This is a genomic window from Mixta tenebrionis (assembly GCF_006517625.1).
GTDB lineage: Bacteria > Pseudomonadota > Gammaproteobacteria > Enterobacterales > Enterobacteriaceae > Mixta > Mixta tenebrionis.
This window is the reverse complement of the sequence record NZ_VHQI01000006.1, coordinates 240,696-257,986: the sequence shown is the minus strand read 5'-3', so window position 1 is coordinate 257,986 and position 17,291 is coordinate 240,696. Positions and strand designations below refer to the sequence as shown.

14 protein-coding genes are annotated in these 17,291 nt (G+C 53.5%); 2 read left to right on the top strand and 12 right to left on the bottom strand.

What is annotated here, in order from left to right; genetic code table 11:
* Positions 1 to 11: 11 nt before the first annotated feature.
* Complete coding sequence (gene malP / locus FKM52_RS12020; protein ID WP_141176418.1) at positions 12 to 2,417, bottom strand: maltodextrin phosphorylase; 2,406 nt, start codon at positions 2,415 to 2,417, stop codon at positions 12 to 14.
* A 481-nt stretch (positions 2,418 to 2,898) separates the two neighbouring features.
* Between malP and malT the strand changes: the two genes are divergently transcribed.
* Positions 2,899 to 5,616 carry an HTH-type transcriptional regulator MalT gene (malT, locus tag FKM52_RS12015; RefSeq protein ID WP_141176417.1) on the top strand — a complete coding sequence of 906 codons (2,718 nt, stop codon included), beginning with the start codon at positions 2,899 to 2,901 and terminating at the stop codon, positions 5,614 to 5,616.
* 2 nt (positions 5,617 to 5,618) lie between these two features.
* On the opposite strand, the gene FKM52_RS12010 is transcribed toward malT, so the two are convergent.
* The 3 genes from FKM52_RS12010 to glpE all read right to left on the bottom strand — a co-directional run bounded on the left by FKM52_RS12010 (position 5,619) and on the right by glpE (position 7,621).
* Complete coding sequence (locus FKM52_RS12010; RefSeq protein WP_141176416.1) at positions 5,619 to 6,377, bottom strand: DeoR/GlpR family transcriptional regulator; 759 nt, start codon at positions 6,375 to 6,377, stop codon at positions 5,619 to 5,621.
* A gap of 70 nt (positions 6,378 to 6,447) precedes the next feature.
* Positions 6,448 to 7,269, bottom strand: a complete 822-nt coding sequence (gene glpG, locus FKM52_RS12005; protein ID WP_141176415.1) for a rhomboid family intramembrane serine protease GlpG — start codon at positions 7,267 to 7,269, stop codon at positions 6,448 to 6,450.
* Between the two features lie 34 nt (positions 7,270 to 7,303).
* Positions 7,304 to 7,621: a thiosulfate sulfurtransferase GlpE gene (gene glpE, locus FKM52_RS12000; protein WP_141176414.1), complete on the bottom strand. Its 318-nt coding sequence runs from the start codon at positions 7,619 to 7,621 to the stop codon at positions 7,304 to 7,306.
* A 269-nt stretch (positions 7,622 to 7,890) separates the two neighbouring features.
* On the opposite strand from glpE, the gene glpD reads away from it, so the two are divergent.
* Positions 7,891 to 9,399 (top strand): glycerol-3-phosphate dehydrogenase, encoded by a 1,509-nt coding sequence (glpD, locus tag FKM52_RS11995; RefSeq protein ID WP_141176413.1) that lies wholly within the window; start codon positions 7,891 to 7,893, stop codon positions 9,397 to 9,399.
* A gap of 173 nt (positions 9,400 to 9,572) precedes the next feature.
* Here glpD and FKM52_RS11990 read toward each other — a convergent pair whose 3' ends face one another.
* The 8 genes from FKM52_RS11990 to FKM52_RS11955 all read right to left on the bottom strand — a co-directional run bounded on the left by FKM52_RS11990 (position 9,573) and on the right by FKM52_RS11955 (position 17,290).
* Positions 9,573 to 10,085, bottom strand: a complete 513-nt coding sequence (locus FKM52_RS11990; protein ID WP_141176412.1) for a hypothetical protein — start codon at positions 10,083 to 10,085, stop codon at positions 9,573 to 9,575.
* Positions 10,086 to 10,097: 12 nt separating this feature from the next.
* Complete coding sequence (locus FKM52_RS11985) at positions 10,098 to 11,000, bottom strand: hypothetical protein (protein WP_141176411.1); 903 nt, start codon at positions 10,998 to 11,000, stop codon at positions 10,098 to 10,100.
* 4 nt (positions 11,001 to 11,004) lie between these two features.
* Positions 11,005 to 11,685 carry a fimbrial biogenesis chaperone gene (locus tag FKM52_RS11980; protein ID WP_141176410.1) on the bottom strand — a complete coding sequence of 227 codons (681 nt, stop codon included), beginning with the start codon at positions 11,683 to 11,685 and terminating at the stop codon, positions 11,005 to 11,007.
* A gap of 22 nt (positions 11,686 to 11,707) precedes the next feature.
* Positions 11,708 to 14,203, bottom strand: coding sequence for a TcfC E-set like domain-containing protein (locus FKM52_RS11975; protein ID WP_246085528.1), 2,496 nt, complete (start codon positions 14,201 to 14,203; stop codon positions 11,708 to 11,710).
* A gap of 89 nt (positions 14,204 to 14,292) precedes the next feature.
* Entirely contained in the window at positions 14,293 to 14,808 is a 516-nt protein-coding gene (locus FKM52_RS11970) for a hypothetical protein (RefSeq protein ID WP_141176408.1), read from the bottom strand.
* Between the two features lie 48 nt (positions 14,809 to 14,856).
* Positions 14,857 to 15,399 carry a hypothetical protein gene (locus FKM52_RS11965; protein WP_141176407.1) on the bottom strand — a complete coding sequence of 181 codons (543 nt, stop codon included), beginning with the start codon at positions 15,397 to 15,399 and terminating at the stop codon, positions 14,857 to 14,859.
* Between the two features lie 296 nt (positions 15,400 to 15,695).
* A complete protein-coding gene (locus tag FKM52_RS11960; RefSeq protein WP_141176406.1) occupies positions 15,696 to 16,946 on the bottom strand; it encodes a TadE/TadG family type IV pilus assembly protein in 1,251 nt (416 codons plus the stop codon).
* Complete coding sequence (locus FKM52_RS11955; RefSeq protein ID WP_141176405.1) at positions 16,922 to 17,290, bottom strand: hypothetical protein; 369 nt, start codon at positions 17,288 to 17,290, stop codon at positions 16,922 to 16,924. The genes FKM52_RS11960 and FKM52_RS11955 overlap by 25 nt, the downstream gene beginning before the upstream one ends.
* Position 17,291 lies beyond the last annotated feature (1 nt).

Here is a 17,291-nt window from a genome sequence, read left to right as displayed (position 1 = left end):
GCCGCTCTCCTTCAGCGCTGGCTCTGCCAGATACGCTGCTGATAGTCGCGTACAGAGCGATCGGAGCTGAACATGCCGGTACGCGCTGTATTCAGAATAGCTGCCCGCGTCCAGGCTTCCTTATCACGCCACAGCGCCTCCACGCGCTCCTGCGCCGCAATGTAGTCGGCGAAATCCGCCAGCACCAGCCAGGGATCGCCCTGCTTCGTCAGGCTATTCATCAGCAAATCAAAGGCATGCTTATCACCATCGCTAAAATGGCCCTTCTCCAGCTCTTTCAGCAGCCCGTCGAGATGCTTATCTTTCTTACGCAGCTTTTTCGGATCGTAGCCGTTCGCCTTCAGCGCTTTCACTTCATCCACGCGGTTGCCAAAGATAAAAATATTCTCTTCGCCCACCTGCTCAGCAATTTCGACGTTGGCGCCATCCAGCGTGCCGATAGTCAGCGCGCCGTTCAGGGCGAGCTTCATGTTGCCGGTGCCGGAAGCCTCATAGCCGGCGGTAGAGATCTGCTCGGAAAGATCCGCCGCCGGGATCAGCCGCTCTGCGGCGCTGACGCAATAATCGGGAATAAATACCACCTTCAGACGATCGCCGATCAGCGGATCGTTATTGATCGTCTCCGCGACTTTATTGATCGCGTAAATGATATTTTTCGCCAGGTAGTAGCCGGGCGCGGCCTTGGCGCCGAACAGGAAGACGCGCGGCGTTTTATCCAGCTGCGGATTGTCGCGCAGTTGACGATAGCAGTGCAGAATATGCAGCAGCGCGAGATGCTGACGCTTGTACTCGTGCAGCCGTTTGATCTGTACGTCAAACAGCGCGGCGGGGTTGATTTCAATGCCGGCAACCTGCTGCACCCAGGCCGCCAGCCGCTGCTTGTTGTCGAGTTTGATCTGGCGATAGCGCTGGCGAAACGCCTTATCATCGGCATATGGCTCCAGCCCTGTTAACGCATCAAGCTGCGTCACCCAGCGCTGATGGCCTAAGGTTTCGTCGATTAACGCCGACAGGGCCGGGTTACACTGCTTCAGCCAGCGGCGCGGCGTAATGCCGTTGGTGACGTTGAAAAATTTATGCGGCCACAGCTGGTAATACTCCGGGAACAGATCTTTTACCACCAGCTCAGAGTGCAGCGCCGCCACGCCGTTAACCGCAAAGCCGCTTACCACGCACAGGTTCGCCATCCGCACCTGCTTATCGTGCAGCACCGCTACTTTTTCCCATACCGCCTCATCGCCCGGCCACTGCTGCGCCGCCAGCTTTTTAAAGCGCCGGTTAATCTCTTTGATAATCATAAAGTGCCGCGGCAGCAGCGAGCGCACCAGACGTTCGTCCCAGCGCTCCAGCGCCTCCGGCATCAGCGTATGGTTGGTATAGGCGAAAACCCTGCTGCTGATATGCCACGCCTCTTCCCACGACAGCTGATGCTCATCCAGCAGAACGCGCAGCAGCTCGGGTATCGCAATGGTGGGATGGGTATCATTAAGCTGAATTACCTCATAATCGGGCAGCGTCGCCAGCGCGCGTCCGGCCTGATGATGACGGCGCAAAATATCCGCCACCGAGCAGGCGCACTGGAAATATTGCTGCATCAGGCGCAGGCGCTTGCCGGCCTGATGATTGTCGTTGGGATAGAGCACTTTCGTCAGCTTAGCCGCATCGATGCCCGGCTGCTCCGCCTGCAGGAACTCTCCCTCGTTAAACAGCGAGAGATCGAACGGATGAGCGTGAGTCGCCTGCCACAGGCGCAGCGGCTGCGCCAGGCCGTTGCGGTAGCCGATAACCGGCAGGTCCCAGGCCTCGCCGCGCATGAGAAACGCCGGTTCCCAGCGTAGCGAGCCGTCGCCGTTTTTTATCACCCTTCCGCCGATGCCAACCTGCACATCCAGCGCGGCGTTATGGCGAAACCAGGGATAGCGATCGCGCTGCCAGTCATCCGGCGCCTCACGCTGCTGCCCCCCGGCAAACGACTGGCGAAACAGGCCATACTGATAATTCAGGCCGTAGCCGATAGCCGACTGTCCCACCGTCGCCATCGAATCAAGATAGCAGGCCGCCAGACGCCCTAAACCGCCGTTGCCGAGCGCCGGATCGATCTCCTCCTCCAGCAGCGCGCTTAGCTCAACGCCCTGCTCCGCCAGCAGCGTTTTTACCGCGTCATACCAGCCAAGGTTGATCAGGTTATTGCCGGTCAGCCGGCCAATCAGAAACTCCATTGAGAGGTAGTTTACATGGCGCTGCGCCTTGCCCGGCTGCGCTACCGGCTGCGCCGCCAGCAGCTCCGCCAGCGCCGCGCTGACCGCCTGCCACCACTGATGTCGGGTCATTTCACTGGCGCTTGCCAGCCCCAGATATTGCCACTGGCGCGTTAACGCCGCCTCAAAACGTGCCTGATTAAATTTTTGCTGCGACATACAAATCTCTTCCGCTAAGTAAATGGTTTCGCAAAAATGATGCGCACATGCTGACGTTAAGCGCTCAGGAGAGCATCCTCCCGGCATCGGATTCAATGGGGAGGAGCCGCAGGGCGTAGTCGCAACGGTTATTCGCCCGCCCAATTAGTTAAGACGTTATTAAGGAAAAATGCTTACGGCGCGCGGCAATAAATGTAAACAAAATGATAAATTTTGCCGTAATTAGCAGAACAACCCCGCTATCAGCTGAAGACAAAACCCGTTACATTAACCTTTAACTTACATAAACTTCGCACCCGCTAGACATTAATCAAAAAAATGCCAAAAAATGATAAAGAAATGTGATGAGGTGCAACTTAATGAACTGTGCCCGCTCCTTATCCTTGCATTACGCTGTCGGTCGTCAGAAAGTACTGAATAATTACACGCCGTGAATTAATTCTTTTTGTTTCCTTCTATGTCAACACAGTGAAGTGTCGCCATGCTGATACCGTCGAAACTCAGCCGTCCGCTGCGGCTTCAGAACACCATTGTTCGGGAGCGTTTGATAGCCAGGCTTGCGAACATTGCGCACTACCGCTTAGCGTTAATCAGCAGCCCGGCCGGCTACGGCAAAACCACGCTGGTCGCCCAGTGGGCCGCAGACAAAAGCGATCTCGGCTGGTATTCGCTGGATGAAAGCGATAACTATCCGGAGCGCTTCGCCAACTACTTTATGGCGGCGATGCAACAGGCAACCGGCGGACACTGTCTACGCAGCGAAGCGCTGGCGCAGAAGCGGCAATACGCCAGCCTGAGCGCGCTGTTCTCCCAGCTGTTTGTCGAGCTCGCCGAGTGGCAGCGCCCGCTTTTTCTGGTCATTGACGATTATCATCTGATTACCAACGACGCCATTCATCAGGCGATGCGTTTCTTTATCCGCCATCAGCCAGAAAACCTGACGCTGATTATTCTGTCGCGCAACCTGCCCTCGCTCGGTATCGCGAATCTGCGGGTGCGCGAGCAGCTGCTGGAAATCAACAGCCAGTCGCTGGCCTTTACGCCGCAGGAGGCAAGGCAGTTTTTTGACTGCCGTTTGCAGCGCCCGATAAGCGCGGATGATTCGCAGCGTTTGTGCGACGAAGTGGCGGGCTGGGCCACCGCCCTGCAGCTTATCGCCCTGACGGAACGCCAGTCGAATACGCCGACGCATCAGTCCGCTCAGCGTCTGGCCGGCATCAACGCCAGCCACCTCTCGGATTATCTGGTAGATGAAGTGCTGGGCTATGTGGACAGCGCAACGCGTAATTTTCTGCTGCGTAGCTCGGTGCTGCGATCGATGAACGATACGTTAATCGCCCGCCTGACCGGCGAGGAGAACGCGCAGCTGCGCCTTGAGGAAACCGAGCGTCAGGGCCTGTTTCTGCAACGAATGGACGATCGCGGCGGCTGGTTTAATTTCCATCCGCTGTTTGCCAGCTTTCTGCGCCAGCGCAGTCAGTGGGAGTTAGGCGGCGAGCTGCAGCAGCTGCATCGCGCGGCGGCCGAAGGCTGGATGGCGCTCGGCTACGCCGGCGAGGCGATCCATCATGCGCTGGCGGCGGCAGATACCGCGCTGCTGCGCGATATTTTGCTGCATCACGCCTGGTCGCTGTTTAACCACAGCGAGCTGGCGCTGCTGGAGGAAGGGTTGAAAGCGCTGCCGTGGCAGCTGCTGGTCGATAACCCGCGTCTGATTCTGCTGCAGGCCTGGCTGGCGCAGAGTCAGCACCGCTACGGCGAAGTCAATTTGCTGCTGGCGCGGGCGGAAGAAGAGATGACGACGCAGCAAATCGCCATCGATCCGGTGCTGGGCGCCGAATTTGATGCGCTGCGCGCGCAGGTCGCCATCAACGCCGGTAAGCCGGAAGAGGCGGAACGTCTGGCGAATCAGGCGCTGGCTCATCTGCCGCTGGCGCATTACTACAGCCGCATCGTCGCCACATCTGTCAAGGGCGAGGTGCTGCACTGTCAGGGCGAGCTGGAAGCGGCGCTAACGGTTATGCAGCAGACCGAAGAAATGGCGCACCACTATAACAGCTGTCATTACGCGCTCTGGGCGCTGCTGCAGCAGAGCGAGATCCTGCTGGCGCAGGGCTTCTTACAAACCGCGTGGGATATTCAGGAAAAGGCGTTTGCGCTGATCAATGAAGAGGGGCTGGAGCAGCTGCCGATGCATGAATTTCTGCTGCGCATTCGCTCTCAGCTGCTCTGGTCATGGGCGCGTCTCGACGAGGCGGAGGCCACAGCGCGCAAAGGATTGGCGGTACTGGCCAACTTCCAGCCGCAGCAGCAGCTGCAGTGCCTGGCTATGCTGGCGAAATGCGCGCTGGCGCGGGGCGATCTGGACAACGCGCGCCGCCATTTAATTCGCTGCGAAAATCTGCTGGGCAACGGCCAGTATCACAGCGACTGGGTAACCAACGCCGATAAGCCGCGCGTTATCTACTGGCAGATGACCGGCGATAAAGTCGCCGCCGCTAACTGGCTACGGCTGACCGCCAGGCCCGCCAGCGCCGATAACCACTTCTCTCAGGGGCAGTGGCGCAATATCGCCCGCGTCCAGATTCTGCTGGGGCAGTTTGATGAGGCGGAAGTGGTGCTGGATGAGCTAAACGAAAATGCCCGGCGGCTACGTTTAACCAGCGATATGAACCGTAACCTGCTGCTGCTCAACGCGCTTTACTGGCAAACCGAACGGAAAAGCGCCGCGCAACAGGCGCTGATAGAAGCGCTGACGCTGGCGAACCGCACCGGTTTTATCAGCCACTTCGTCATAGAAGGCGAGACGATGGCGCAGCAGCTGCGCCAGCTGCTGCAGCTGCATACGCTGCCGGAGCTGGAGCAGCATCGGGCGCAGCGCATTTTGCGCGATATTAACCAGCATCATCGTCATAAATTCGCCCATTTCGACGAGAGCTTCGTCAGCCGCCTGTTGAATCATCCGCAGGTGCCGGAGCTGATTCGCACCAGTCCGTTAACCCAGCGCGAATGGCAGGTGCTCGGCCTGATCTATTCCGGCTACAGTAACGATCAGATCGCCGGCGAGCTGGCCGTGGCGCAGACCACGATAAAAACCCATATTCGTAATCTGTATCAAAAGCTTGGGGTGATGCATCGCCGGGAGGCGGTGCAGCAGGCGCAGCATTTACTGCACCTGATGGGCATGAGCGTGGCCTGATTTCAGCACAGCTCCAGATGAACCTCGTGCTGCTCGATCACTTTCATCACGCTGGCGGGCGGCGCTTCATTAGTAAAGAGGTAGTCGATCAGGCTCATATTGCCCAGATTCACCATCGCATTGCGGCCGAATTTGGAATGGTCGGTGACCAGCATTACGCAGCGTGAATTCTCAATAATCGCCCGCTTGGTGCGAACCTCGTGATAATCAAACTCCAGCAGCGAACCATCCATATCGATGCCGCTGATGCCGAGAATGCCGTAGTCGAGCCGAAACTGGGAGATAAAATCCAGCGTCGCCTCGCCCATAATGCCGCCGTCGCGCGTGCGCACTTCGCCGCCGGCGATGATCAAACGAAAGTCAGGCTTGGTCATCAGCAGCGTCGCAACATTGAGATTGTTGGTAACAATACGCAGATCGTTATGATGCAGCAGCGCGTGCGCCACCGCCTCCGGCGTGGTGCCGATATCAATAAACAGCGTGGCGCCGTCAGGAATCTGGCTCGCCACCCGCTGGGCGATACGCGCCTTTTCCGCCGACCACATCATCTTACGATCCTGCCAGGCGGTATTTTCTGAGCTGGAAGGCAGCGCCGCGCCGCCGTGATGCCGCTGGATCTTATTCTGCTCCGCCAGATCGTTCAGATCGCGCCGGATGGTTTGCGGACTGACGTCAAAATGCTCCACCAGCTCTTCAGTACTGACATAACCCTGGCGCCGGACCAGATCGATAATCGCGTCATGACGTTGCGTCTGCTTCACATAAATCTCCTGTACAGGTATGGCATCAGGCTGCATCCCGTTTAAGCGGCAGCCTGAGAATAATCAATCGTCAGCGATAGCGCCGGCGGAGCGTATCGACAAAGGCCATCGCCATGCCCGCGGCCAGACAAATAACAAGGGCGACAGCCGACGCGTCAGGAATAGTGATGTAGATAACGGCCAGCCAAAGCGCGATAAAAACCATCAGGCCGCGCGGCAGAAAAATATCGCCGGCGGGATCGCGTTCGCCGCGTAGCCAGGCGTAGCCCATAAGCGCGCAGACCACGCCGGACAAGCCGCTAAAGAAGAGGCCGTCGTACTGCGCCTGCAGCCAGCCGCCCAGCAGCGCTGCAATCAGCGTAATCACCAACAGCTTGCTGCTGCCGAGATGCTTTTCCAGCATGCCGCCGATATACCACCACCACAGCAGATTAAACAGCAAATGCAGCAGCGAGAAATGCAGCAGGATATGGCTAACCCAGCGCCAGGGCTGAGAAAGCTGCCCGCCGTCCATGCGCCAGCTCAGCCAGGCAAGCAGGGTCAGATCGCCGAAAAGCCGCATCGCCACAAAGATAACGCAGCAGAGCAGCGCGAGCGTTATCGTGAGCGGTCCGGCGCGTTGGCGCAGCAGCGTCAGGATGCTTTCTCCCCGCCATAACGCTGTGCTGTCAATACGCTCTCTCCGCCAGCTGGCGGCCTGATAGCGCGGCTGCAGCGGTTCGTCCAGGAACTGTTTAAGTTCGTTTTCGACAATCTCCCGCTGGCTCTCATCTTCCAGCACGACGGTCAGCCGCTCTTCCGGTACGATATATAACCTGATGCCGCGCACCGCCATATAGTCCACAAACAGCTGCGCCATACGCGGGTCAGCAAATCCTGTAAGCCGTATCATATTCCTTCCCTGATTCTGTCGTTCGGCGTAAGGCTTATTCTACCAGCTGCGGATAAGCCGTACGCCAGGCGTCAAAGCCGCCATCTATACTGTAAACCTGTTCAAATCCCTGGTGAATCAGATACTGTGCGGCCCCTTTGCTGCTATTGCCGTGGTAACACATCACCAGCACCGGCGTGGCAAAATCCGCCTGCTGCATAAAGTGGTTCAGGGTGTCGTTTGTCAGATGAAACGCCCCCTTAGCATGTCCTGCGGCAAAACTTTGCGGATCGCGGACATCTACCAGCAACGCCTCGCGCTCTGTCAGATAGTGTTGCGCCATATCGACGCTAATGCATTCAAATTGTTCCATGTTAGTTTCCAGTTCGCCAGTGCCGGGACGCGCGACGGGCAGCCGTAGCAAAACGGCTTAGCGCCGCCGGTCCTCCCTATTGTAGCGCGAAGCGCCGCCACAATAACCAGACCAGCAAAGCGGTTACTGCCGCCGGCCAGCAATAATGTTAACTCAATCACGCAAAGATGTTTTTATTGGGTTAACGCTGGCGTCAATGTTGGTTTACGATTATCATCATGTTCGAAAACGAGCATAGACGAACTATTTCGAACATCGGAGGAGATGACGTGGAAACCAAAGATCTGATCGTTATCGGCGGCGGCATCAACGGTGCCGGTATTGCGGCCGATGCCGCAGGACGCGGTCTGTCAGTGCTGATGCTGGAGGCGCAGGATCTGGCTTGCGCGACTTCTTCCGCCAGCTCAAAGCTGATTCACGGCGGCTTACGCTATCTGGAGCACTATGAGTTCCGCCTGGTCAGTGAAGCGCTGGCCGAGCGTGAAGTGCTGCTGAAAATGGCGCCGCATATTGCCTTTCCCATGCGCTTTCGCCTGCCCCATCGCCCGCACTTACGTCCGGCATGGATGATCCGCGCCGGTCTGTTCCTCTACGATCATCTGGGTAAACGCACCAGCCTGCCGGGCAGCAAGGGCGTGCGCTTTGGCTCAGCGTCGGTACTGAAACCGGAAATTTCGCGCGGTTTCGAATATTCCGACTGCTGGGTCGACGATGCGCGCCTGGTGGTGTTGAACGCGCAGGAAGTGGTAAAGCAGGGCGGCGAAGTGCGCACCCGCACGCGCGTTACCCGCGCCTGGCGCGAAAATAGCCTGTGGATAGTAGAAGCAGAAGATATCGACAGCGGAAAAAAACTGACGTGGCGGGCAAAAGGCCTGGTCAACGCCGCCGGTCCCTGGGTTAAACAGCTGTTCGACGACGGCCTGCAGCTGAAATCGCCTTACGGCATCCGTCTGATTAAAGGCAGCCATATCGTGGTGCCGCGCGTACATAGCGAAAAACAGGCCTATATCCTGCAAAACGAAGATCATCGTATCGTATTCGTTATCCCGTGGATGGATGAGTTTTCCATTATCGGCACCACCGACGTCGAATATAAAGGCGATGCCGGGCAGGTTAAAATCGACGACAGCGAAATCGACTACCTGCTGAAAGTTTATAACGCGCATTTTAACAAGCCGCTGACGCGTCAGGATATCGTCTGGACCTACTCCGGCGTGCGCCCGCTGTGCGATGATGAGTCCGATTCGCCCCAGGCCATTACGCGCGACTATACGCTTGATGTACGTGACGATGCCGGCAAGGCGCCGCTGCTGTCGGTTTTCGGCGGCAAGCTGACCACCTACCGCAAGCTGGCCGAGCATGCGCTGGACAAACTGGCGAAATATTATCCTGACGCCGGCCCGGCATGGACCAAAAATGCCGTACTGCCTGGCGGCGATATCGCCGGAACGCGTGAGGATTACGCCGCCAGCCTGCGCCGCCGCTATCCGTTTATCAGTGAGAGCATGGCGCGCCACTATGCCCGCACCTATGGCGGCAACAGCGAGCTGATCTTACAGAACGCAACCGCGCTGGCGGATCTGGGAGAAGAGTTCGGACACGGTTTTTATGAAGCAGAACTGCGTTACCTGGTGGAAAACGAATGGGTACGCGAGCGGGACGATGCCATCTGGCGTCGCACCAAGCTGGGTATGTGGCTGAACGATGCTCAGAAAGAGCGGGTAGCGCAGTGGCTGGAAGCGCATGGCAAAAAACCCGCGCTTTCTCTCGCCTCGTAAGCGCTTGCTTAATATCAGTAAACAACAAGCCCAGGGCGACGGTTTATCGCCCTGGGCTGCTGCTGTATATAATCGCTTAATTTGAATTTTAAAGCCGCTCGCCTGCGCCGCATTAATCCGTTAGGTCCGCAGGAAACCAGGGCAGAGCTATTCTGCCCTGACGGCAACCGCCGTTAAACGGATGGCGTCACCGTTACCACATAGGTGCCGCTGTACAAACCTAGCGGATAAGTTTCGCTACGCGCCGCCGAGATAAAACGGATTTTAACCCCTTTCAGCTGATCGGGAACATCCTGTAATGTTGGATAAACCGGCTGGTTCTGGAGCGGATACGCCGTGGTTACCTCACCGCCATCCGCGCGCACCCAGGAGGTTTTGATTCTCATCTCATCGTTATTTTCCGAGATTAAATTCTGCCCGGTGGGTTCCTGCAAAGAGATGGAAACCGAACTGGCGTTGCCAATAAAATGTAATACCGGCGTAATACCATCCATATAGCCGTTCTTATCTTTTAGCGTAATCGGCGGTATTGAGCTGTTGGTAACATCTTTTCCTTCAGCAAAAATACGAACGCCCGTACTAATCTCTGCATTAACTTCAATAGTGACCCTGGAGGGCACGCCTGCGGCCTGCGCCTGGTTAAACATTGTAAAAAGCATCAAGACCGGCAAAATTAAATTTTTCATATTGTTCTCCTGTTAACTTTCCGGTGTTATTACTGCGGTAATGGTATCAAGCAAGCGGGTTTTCGCCGCCATGCCCCTAAAGTTATGCCCTGCAAGCTTAAATTCGATATTTAACGTTTGAGACGTTTTTTTACCTGACGGCAGCTGTCCCTGGTAATCGCCTTCCGGTAAAACCTCTTTTCCTTCAACCAGAATTTGATAAGGAACCAGATTATCTCCCGTTGACGGACGCAGGTTATAATGACCATTTTGAATCTGTGAAGATTCAAATTTCACCGTATAGGGAAACGACTCTTCGCTTGCCTGCGTCTTTTTGGTTATCCTCAATTCTCTGGTAATCGAATAATCCTGCATTTCGCTTACCTGTCCGAATGAGGCCGCAGATTTATTAAAAGCCACTTTCAAAACCGGCGCGGTACTCGCCGCCAGCAGAGTGGCATCCAGATAAATAGGGAACTGCTCGCTTTCACCGGCTTCGGTATTAAAACTGACGCTGCCTATCTGTACCCGGCCGCTATATTCCTGCTGCGCAAATAACGCGCGGCTATTTTGTTGTTGATAGTTGGCTTCAACTTTAACCCTGAGCAACCGTTGGCTGGCGTCGCTGTCAAAAAATAACGGTTCTCCGCAGCGTAACTTATGATTACTTTCGACTAAAGTCATCGGTAAACGCAGCGACGACGGCAGCACAATATTACCATCTTTACAGCTGGCCGGGCCTGACGGAATAACGTTTACCGTCAGCGATTTACCTGCCTTCTGTGTAAAGGCCATAACATCCTGTCCACCGCCTCCCGTCGCTCCCTCGGAGAAAATATGTATTTCTCCGTTAAGTTTCGGTTGTATCATTATCGCGCCCTCGGCCAGAGCGCCCAAGGGCAACAGCAAAGTAGATAAGGTTAACCACCGTCGCATGGCGTTACTCCTTACGCTGGCAATTTTCATAGGTGTGCAGCTTACCTTGCAGTTCAAACGCAAGCTGTTTGCTTACCGTCAGCGTACGATCGGTGCCGGGATAGACGTTGTACTGCCCTTTTACTTTACGTCCATCGATAACTAAATTGCGCAGCTCGCTGCGGACGTTGCCGGTTGCATTTAATACCCACTTATCTTTATTACAGCTCAGGGCGATACCCTGAGTACGTTTGCCGCTCGGCAAATAGCGCAGCAGCACGTCATAGCCGATGGCAAAGCGAACTTTTCCTTTATCCAGCGCCTGCTCCGGATAGGCGGGACGAACGCGCAGGCGGTAGACCTGTTCATGGGTAACCGGTTTCAGCGGCATAATTCGAACCTTGCGCTCTTCGCCATAGGGAACGACAAGCTTGGTGGGCGAGAAGACCAGCGTGGGATTTTCCGCGCCCAGCTCTTTAATACGTTCCTCTTTGCCGTCACCGGGGTTAGGGACGTAAAACAGTTCCAGCGTAACGAACTCGTATTGCTGCTGCTTAGCGGTTTTTTTGTCATCCACGCTCTCTTCAGCGCGGAAAACAGATTTAACCGTAATGTAGTTTTCTCGCGGCGTTTCTTCTTTAATTTCCTTCACCACGGGAATAACTTCGATAGCCTTTGCGGCCCCGGTCGCCAACAGAGATGCCATCCCTAACGACCACCATAATCCTTTATTGAATTTCACAATTAACCTCACGAATCTGCATTATGCCCTGGGCCACCCGGACGTTTTGTTCTAACAGTGGACAGATATAAACCTGCCCTTCTTTATTTACCGTCAGCGATTCCAGACGGCTGTCAGTTTTCAAGGTAAAGTCACCGACAAATAAACCCTCTTCATCGGACATGGCGTTACCCCCCACGACGCGAGCATGAGCCATCGGCTGACCGTCATAATAAAGTCGTCCGGTAACCGTCTGGTTTTTCGTGGCGGAGATCTTGACCTGATACACCTGGCCCGGGCGCGCCCAGGTCGTAGTTGATTGCGTAGTCAGGTTATAAAAAGCATCCGTCTTACCGGTAAACATCTGCTCGGCCTTCGGCGTTACTTTCTGATAAGGGGCAATTCCCATCGTTGTTTTCTGGCCGCCCTTAACCACTACCGGCTCGCCGCTAAGGTTACGCACCTCAAAATATTGATCTTCAGGCAGGTCGCGGGCATCGACAATCAGCGCCGAAGTGTTGCCCATTCGCCCAAGAGCGATCTCTCCGTCGCCAATGGCGAATCCGCTACGCTGTGAAAGATAGAGCTGGCTGTAGTTGTTATTACCAAAAGACTTAGTAATGCCTGCCGCACTGTAGCCGTAACGGTTATCTACGGATACGCCGGCGCCGGCGCTATTGCTTTCACCCGGTCCACGATCGTAGCTGGCGTTCAGTGAATATCTTCCGCCGCGATCGAACTCCGGATTATCTAAATCCAGCGTATAGTCGGCGCTATAAAGATTTTTGTCGCTGCCGTCGTCGTTAAAACGCGAACGTAAATAAAGAGACTGATAGTGGTTGTAGCTACGCTCGCGTAATCCCAGCGTCAGCTGAGCAAATATGCGATCTTCCGTAGCGCTGTCGTTGGAATATAAGCTGGTAAATTCATTAACGCCGCGGTGGTAGCCTAAATCGACGCGTAAATTCACCATATTGGACAGCATAAAATCACGGTTTAAAGTAACATCCCAGCTTTCAAATTCTGACTTTTGCTGGCGCCCGTAGTCCTGATAAAGCGTATTAAGCCCGTAGGTTACCCCCAGCCCCACGTTCCAGGGCAAATTGGCGCTCACGCCAAACTGCAGATAGTCAAAATTGTAGGTGGGGACAATACCAAAACGGCGGAACTCGCTCTCCTCGCCGCGGTATCGGTTATCACGATAGCTAACGTTCAGGCCGAACCGATGAATATTTTTCATCAGGCCGACCTGATAGCCGAAGCTATTTTCATCACCGTAAACGGCATCAGCATATAACCGCTGGGCAAACCAGCTGTTAACCGGAATATCCATGCTGGCGTTGCCGTAGACAGTTTCGTTATCCATTAGCACCCCGCCCCCGAAGGAGAAGGCTGACTCGGTGGTATAACCCAGCGACAGATTGGCGAAATAGTTATCGCCAATGCCATGCTTATAGTTATCGCAGCCGCTGTTACAGCTTCCACGGAAGGTACGGGAGGCCAGCGCGCCGCGGCGCTGATCGTAACGTCCCATCTGGGCCAGGTATTCTATGTCACCGGAACGAAACCTGCCGTTGCGTTTAAAAAACGGCTGCACTTTCTCTTCCCGGCTGCCGCTATTCAGCTTGGCTACCAGCGTGACGTCATAACCGCCGCTGGGCCAGGAATCGGTGTTTAAACGCTGCAGGCCGGCAGGAAACTGCTGGAGATCGATCAGGCGTCCGCTGCGGTAAACTTCAACCGTTCCCGCCTGCGGTAAATAGACCGTCACCGGCGTGGCGGCGCCGTTGCCGGGATCGAGATAACCATCCAGCATATAGCCTAATGAAACGCCATCATAGCTGACGGAGTTATAGAAGCTGTAGTTCATGGACGGCGTACTGTCGTCCAGGTTACCGGTTAAGCGCTGACGCCCCGCCTTAAAACGCGTATTGTTGTGCTCAAGGTTTAGCGCCAGCTCGTCAAGGTTAAAATTAATTCCTTCGGCATAGCTCCACGCTCCCTTAATATAACTATTGCCGGTCAGGTTAAGCGTATCTACAGCCGATACGCTCAGGCTGTCGCTATAGCTGTCCGATAAATAGTTAAGGTTATGGCTATGAACAAACCCTGCCTGATTACGATAAGGCACATAGGTGCGTTCATAAGCCTCTTCTTTCGCCTTAAAGTACGAGGCCGGGAAAATCAGGCGCAGCGACGCATCCGATTCATCAAGGCTGGCGACAATCTCTTTTTCGGCGTAGGCCTCTTTGCCTACGCGCATTAAAGGCGCTGACAGTTTCTCTAACAGCGCCTCTTTTGATAGCGTTAACGCTGGCATATCCTCTGCGGTAATCTGCTCAACAATTACCGAGGGCGCCAGCAGCCGAACCTCACGACGATCGAATTCTACGGCAATCGACGCAATAGAGATGTCAGTGTAGATAATATTGAATACGCCATTTTGCCTGGCATCAAAAATATCTTCAAACCCGTCCGGGAGTGCAATATCAGAAGCCAACAACGGGAAGGTGATGCCTCCTGAGCCAGCCCCCAGCAAGCATATTATAAGTTTTATTGTCTTATTCATATTCCCCAGCGTTTCTTAAAAAATTAAAGGATCGGCGAAACCATTAAGGTAAAAGTATTAGCGTATTTACCTTTAGCATAGTCAACAGCCAGATGTTCAGAAACAAAACGGATCTTTACGCCATTCTCAGTGGAGCCCTGAGTTAATTTCTTTATTACCGGCATGCGTAAAGTTTGCGTAGATTCTTTTTCTACTTTCTTAAAAATAAAACTACCAGTGAGTGCTATGCTGTTTTGATCGCCATTGGCGTGTAATAATTTAAATTCTTTATCGGTAAAAATAATATCAGCCTGGTCAACATTCCCTACTAAATGAATTAGTGGTGAAGTATTTTCAAATTTCCTTGATGTGCTGCCAATAGCCAGTGGAAAATCAATATCTTTGCCATCAACAGGCTTACCATCATAATAAATTGTGACTTTGGGTATAGATTCTGCTGAAATCTCTAAATCTACCTGTGAACGAGTAACAGATAATACAGCCTGACTCCATAACAGAATTGCCGCACCCAGTCCGACAATATAGTTATTAGTAATCATATGTTAATAGGGCAGTCCGTAGACTGCCCCAATCCTTTAAAGGAATTATTACGGGTTAGCAACTACGTTAGCGTAAACTACGCCAGTATAGTGACCCTGGCCCAGAGTATCGTAATTATCGATAGAGGTGAACTGGAACGCAACCGGCAGCTCGGCGTGGGTGCCGTTAACTGTCAGGTTGTAGTTATTGCTGTCGCCTGAGTTTACGAACTCCTGCGGACCGCCAGTAGTAGCGGTAGCGATTTTATAAGTCATAGACTTCATCGTGCCGCCATCGGTATTGAACAGGGTGAAAGCTTCGCCCGTAGCCATACCAGCGTCATCCATTACCAGCTGAACAGCGGTATCAGCAACGTTGTTGCTCCACAGTTTCAGATCGCGAACTTCTGCTTCCATTTTACCAGACGGAGCAGCTTCCAGAACTACGTCAACTTCAGTCACCGGACGGCCATCCGGATCGGTGATTTTCACGCTGTCCGGTACGTTTGCGCTAACGTTGAATTTAGTATCGTAGCTGGCAGGGGTAGAAGCCATTGCTGAAGCAGAAACTACCAGACCAGCCAATACAGAGAGCATAAATTTTGTTTTCATTTAAAAATCAATCCTTAATCATAAATGGAACGGGAATAATTAATACGAAAGATTTGCTGGCGTTACAGTTAAAGCAGCCCGTTAAACGCCAGCTAATAATTACTTTCATATCATTGCAACTATCCACGCTTTATTAACAGGCTATGGATAACTACGAAGCGAATGCTAAGCCTTTTGTGAAAGTTAAGCACTTAAATTATCCTTATTTACCCTTATAAAATCTCTCAATAACAGCCTTAGCTGTTATTTTTATGAGAACTATGAACAGGATCGGAAATGACCGACTTCAGACTTTATCAATCTTTCAAAACATTATGTCCTACTTCTTCAAATACCGCCCGACGCAAATCGTCTTCCAGCTCTTTAATATTCTGCGGCAGGTAAAAGTTTTTCTCACCGACGCATCTTTTCCAGTCGAATGTGGGCGCATAGTTAATACCAATAAAGGTGATTTTCCCTACGGATTCCTCGGTGGAAATTACCTCACGGATTCTGTCGCACATGCCGGCGTTAATTAACTTGGGCGTAATTTGCACCGTGTTAGGATCGTCGGTGCCGTCGGAAACAATGACCATCACCTTACGCGACTCGGTGCCTTCAACCAGATAAGGCGTAGCCAGCAACAGGCCAGTACTCACCAGCGTACCGCCGCTGGCCGTCATGCCGTTAATCTGCGCGATTTGGTTATAGTCGCTGGTTAAAGGTACTTTCCAGGAACTACTTTCATTTAAACAGGCGTCCTTTGAGGCCTGCGCTAATGGAATGTAGATCTGATTAACCTTGTTCGGAATCGAGGCGACGGTGCCAGAGATATTAACGTATCTTTCAAGACTGGTAAGCTTATCGTTCGAAGAGATAAGGTTAGGCGGCACCGCACTGTTAACCACAAAGGGTAAATCACAGTTGCCGCCATTTTTGGCGCCCCAACCAAACGGGACAAAGCCAACCTTATTGCTCATATCATAGGCGAAAAGCTCTTCAGAAAGCTGTAATACGATACGCTTCAGCTCCATCAGTTTGGTACTGCTGCCGAAACTCTCATTCATTGAGCCGGAGAAATCCGTAACAAACAGTACATCCATATTGGAGCGATACTTACGCGCCGCGCCGTTATCGCCGATTTTTACTTGTTTATCAAAGCTGGGGAACCACGAGGAGGAGAACCATGAATCCTGCAGCGTCTGACCGCTGACGCGATATTCAACGTAGGAGAGATTGTGGTTAGTCGCTGAGGTTCCGCGCTTCACAATCACGGTGGGCTTGAATACGGATTTATCATGGCGCATGTAGGCGCGAAAATAGTCGCTGGACAACGAATAGTTGCGCGCAGCGCCTTCGCCGTTATCTTCTGCGGTCAAGGCCAGCGCCGCCTGCTCCATAGCGTCAGATAACCTTGCGCGCTCGGTGATATAGCGCGATCCCTCAAAACCAAAAGCTGCTAATGCCAGTAATGAACTGCCGAGCATAGCGAAACTAATCGCAAATGCTCCGCGTCGATCGGCACAAAAACGCGCTGGCGCCGTTAACAAGTTTGTACGCACAGACATAACTGTTCCTTTTTCGCGAAAACTATCCTTAAGCGTTCTTTGTCTTCATCCAGACAGATGAGATAAGGTAAAGAATCCGGGCGATAGCGAGATACGGCCTGCCCGTTGCGATCAAGTTGATAAACCAGATTGCCGGAGAAGGCGACGCCCCGCGGGTTAATGTCAAAAAGCTCAACCTGCAATTTTGAGCGCAGCGTTGGGCTGTAGTAGAGCATCAGGTTAAGCTCTTCCGCTAAAGTCGCCTGCTCCGCCTGCTCCGAATCAATGAAAACCACCGCCCGCGACTGCGCCAGGGAGAGCCCCGGCGCTAACAGCAGCAGCAAAAGTAAAAACGTTATCTTCATT

Coding starts and splice junctions, on each gene's coding strand:
- glpG (WP_141176415.1), bottom strand. CDS start 7,269: ATGATACGGCTTACAGGATTTGCTGACCCGCGTATGGCGCAGCTGTTT.
- FKM52_RS11980 (WP_141176410.1), bottom strand. CDS start 11,685: ATGGCATCTCTGTTGGCGACCGGGGCCGCAAAGGCTATCGAAGTTATT.
- FKM52_RS11955 (WP_141176405.1), bottom strand. CDS start 17,290: ATGAAGATAACGTTTTTACTTTTGCTGCTGCTGTTAGCGCCGGGGCTC.
- FKM52_RS11970 (WP_141176408.1), bottom strand. CDS start 14,808: ATGATTACTAATAACTATATTGTCGGACTGGGTGCGGCAATTCTGTTA.
- FKM52_RS11960 (WP_141176406.1), bottom strand. CDS start 16,946: ATGTCTGTGCGTACAAACTTGTTAACGGCGCCAGCGCGTTTTTGTGCC.
- malT (WP_141176417.1), top strand. CDS start 2,899: ATGCTGATACCGTCGAAACTCAGCCGTCCGCTGCGGCTTCAGAACACC.
- glpE (WP_141176414.1), bottom strand. CDS start 7,621: ATGGAACAATTTGAATGCATTAGCGTCGATATGGCGCAACACTATCTG.
- FKM52_RS11965 (WP_141176407.1), bottom strand. CDS start 15,399: ATGAAAACAAAATTTATGCTCTCTGTATTGGCTGGTCTGGTAGTTTCT.
- malP (WP_141176418.1), bottom strand. CDS start 2,417: ATGTCGCAGCAAAAATTTAATCAGGCACGTTTTGAGGCGGCGTTAACG.
- FKM52_RS11990 (WP_141176412.1), bottom strand. CDS start 10,085: ATGAAAAATTTAATTTTGCCGGTCTTGATGCTTTTTACAATGTTTAAC.
- FKM52_RS11985 (WP_141176411.1), bottom strand. CDS start 11,000: ATGCGACGGTGGTTAACCTTATCTACTTTGCTGTTGCCCTTGGGCGCT.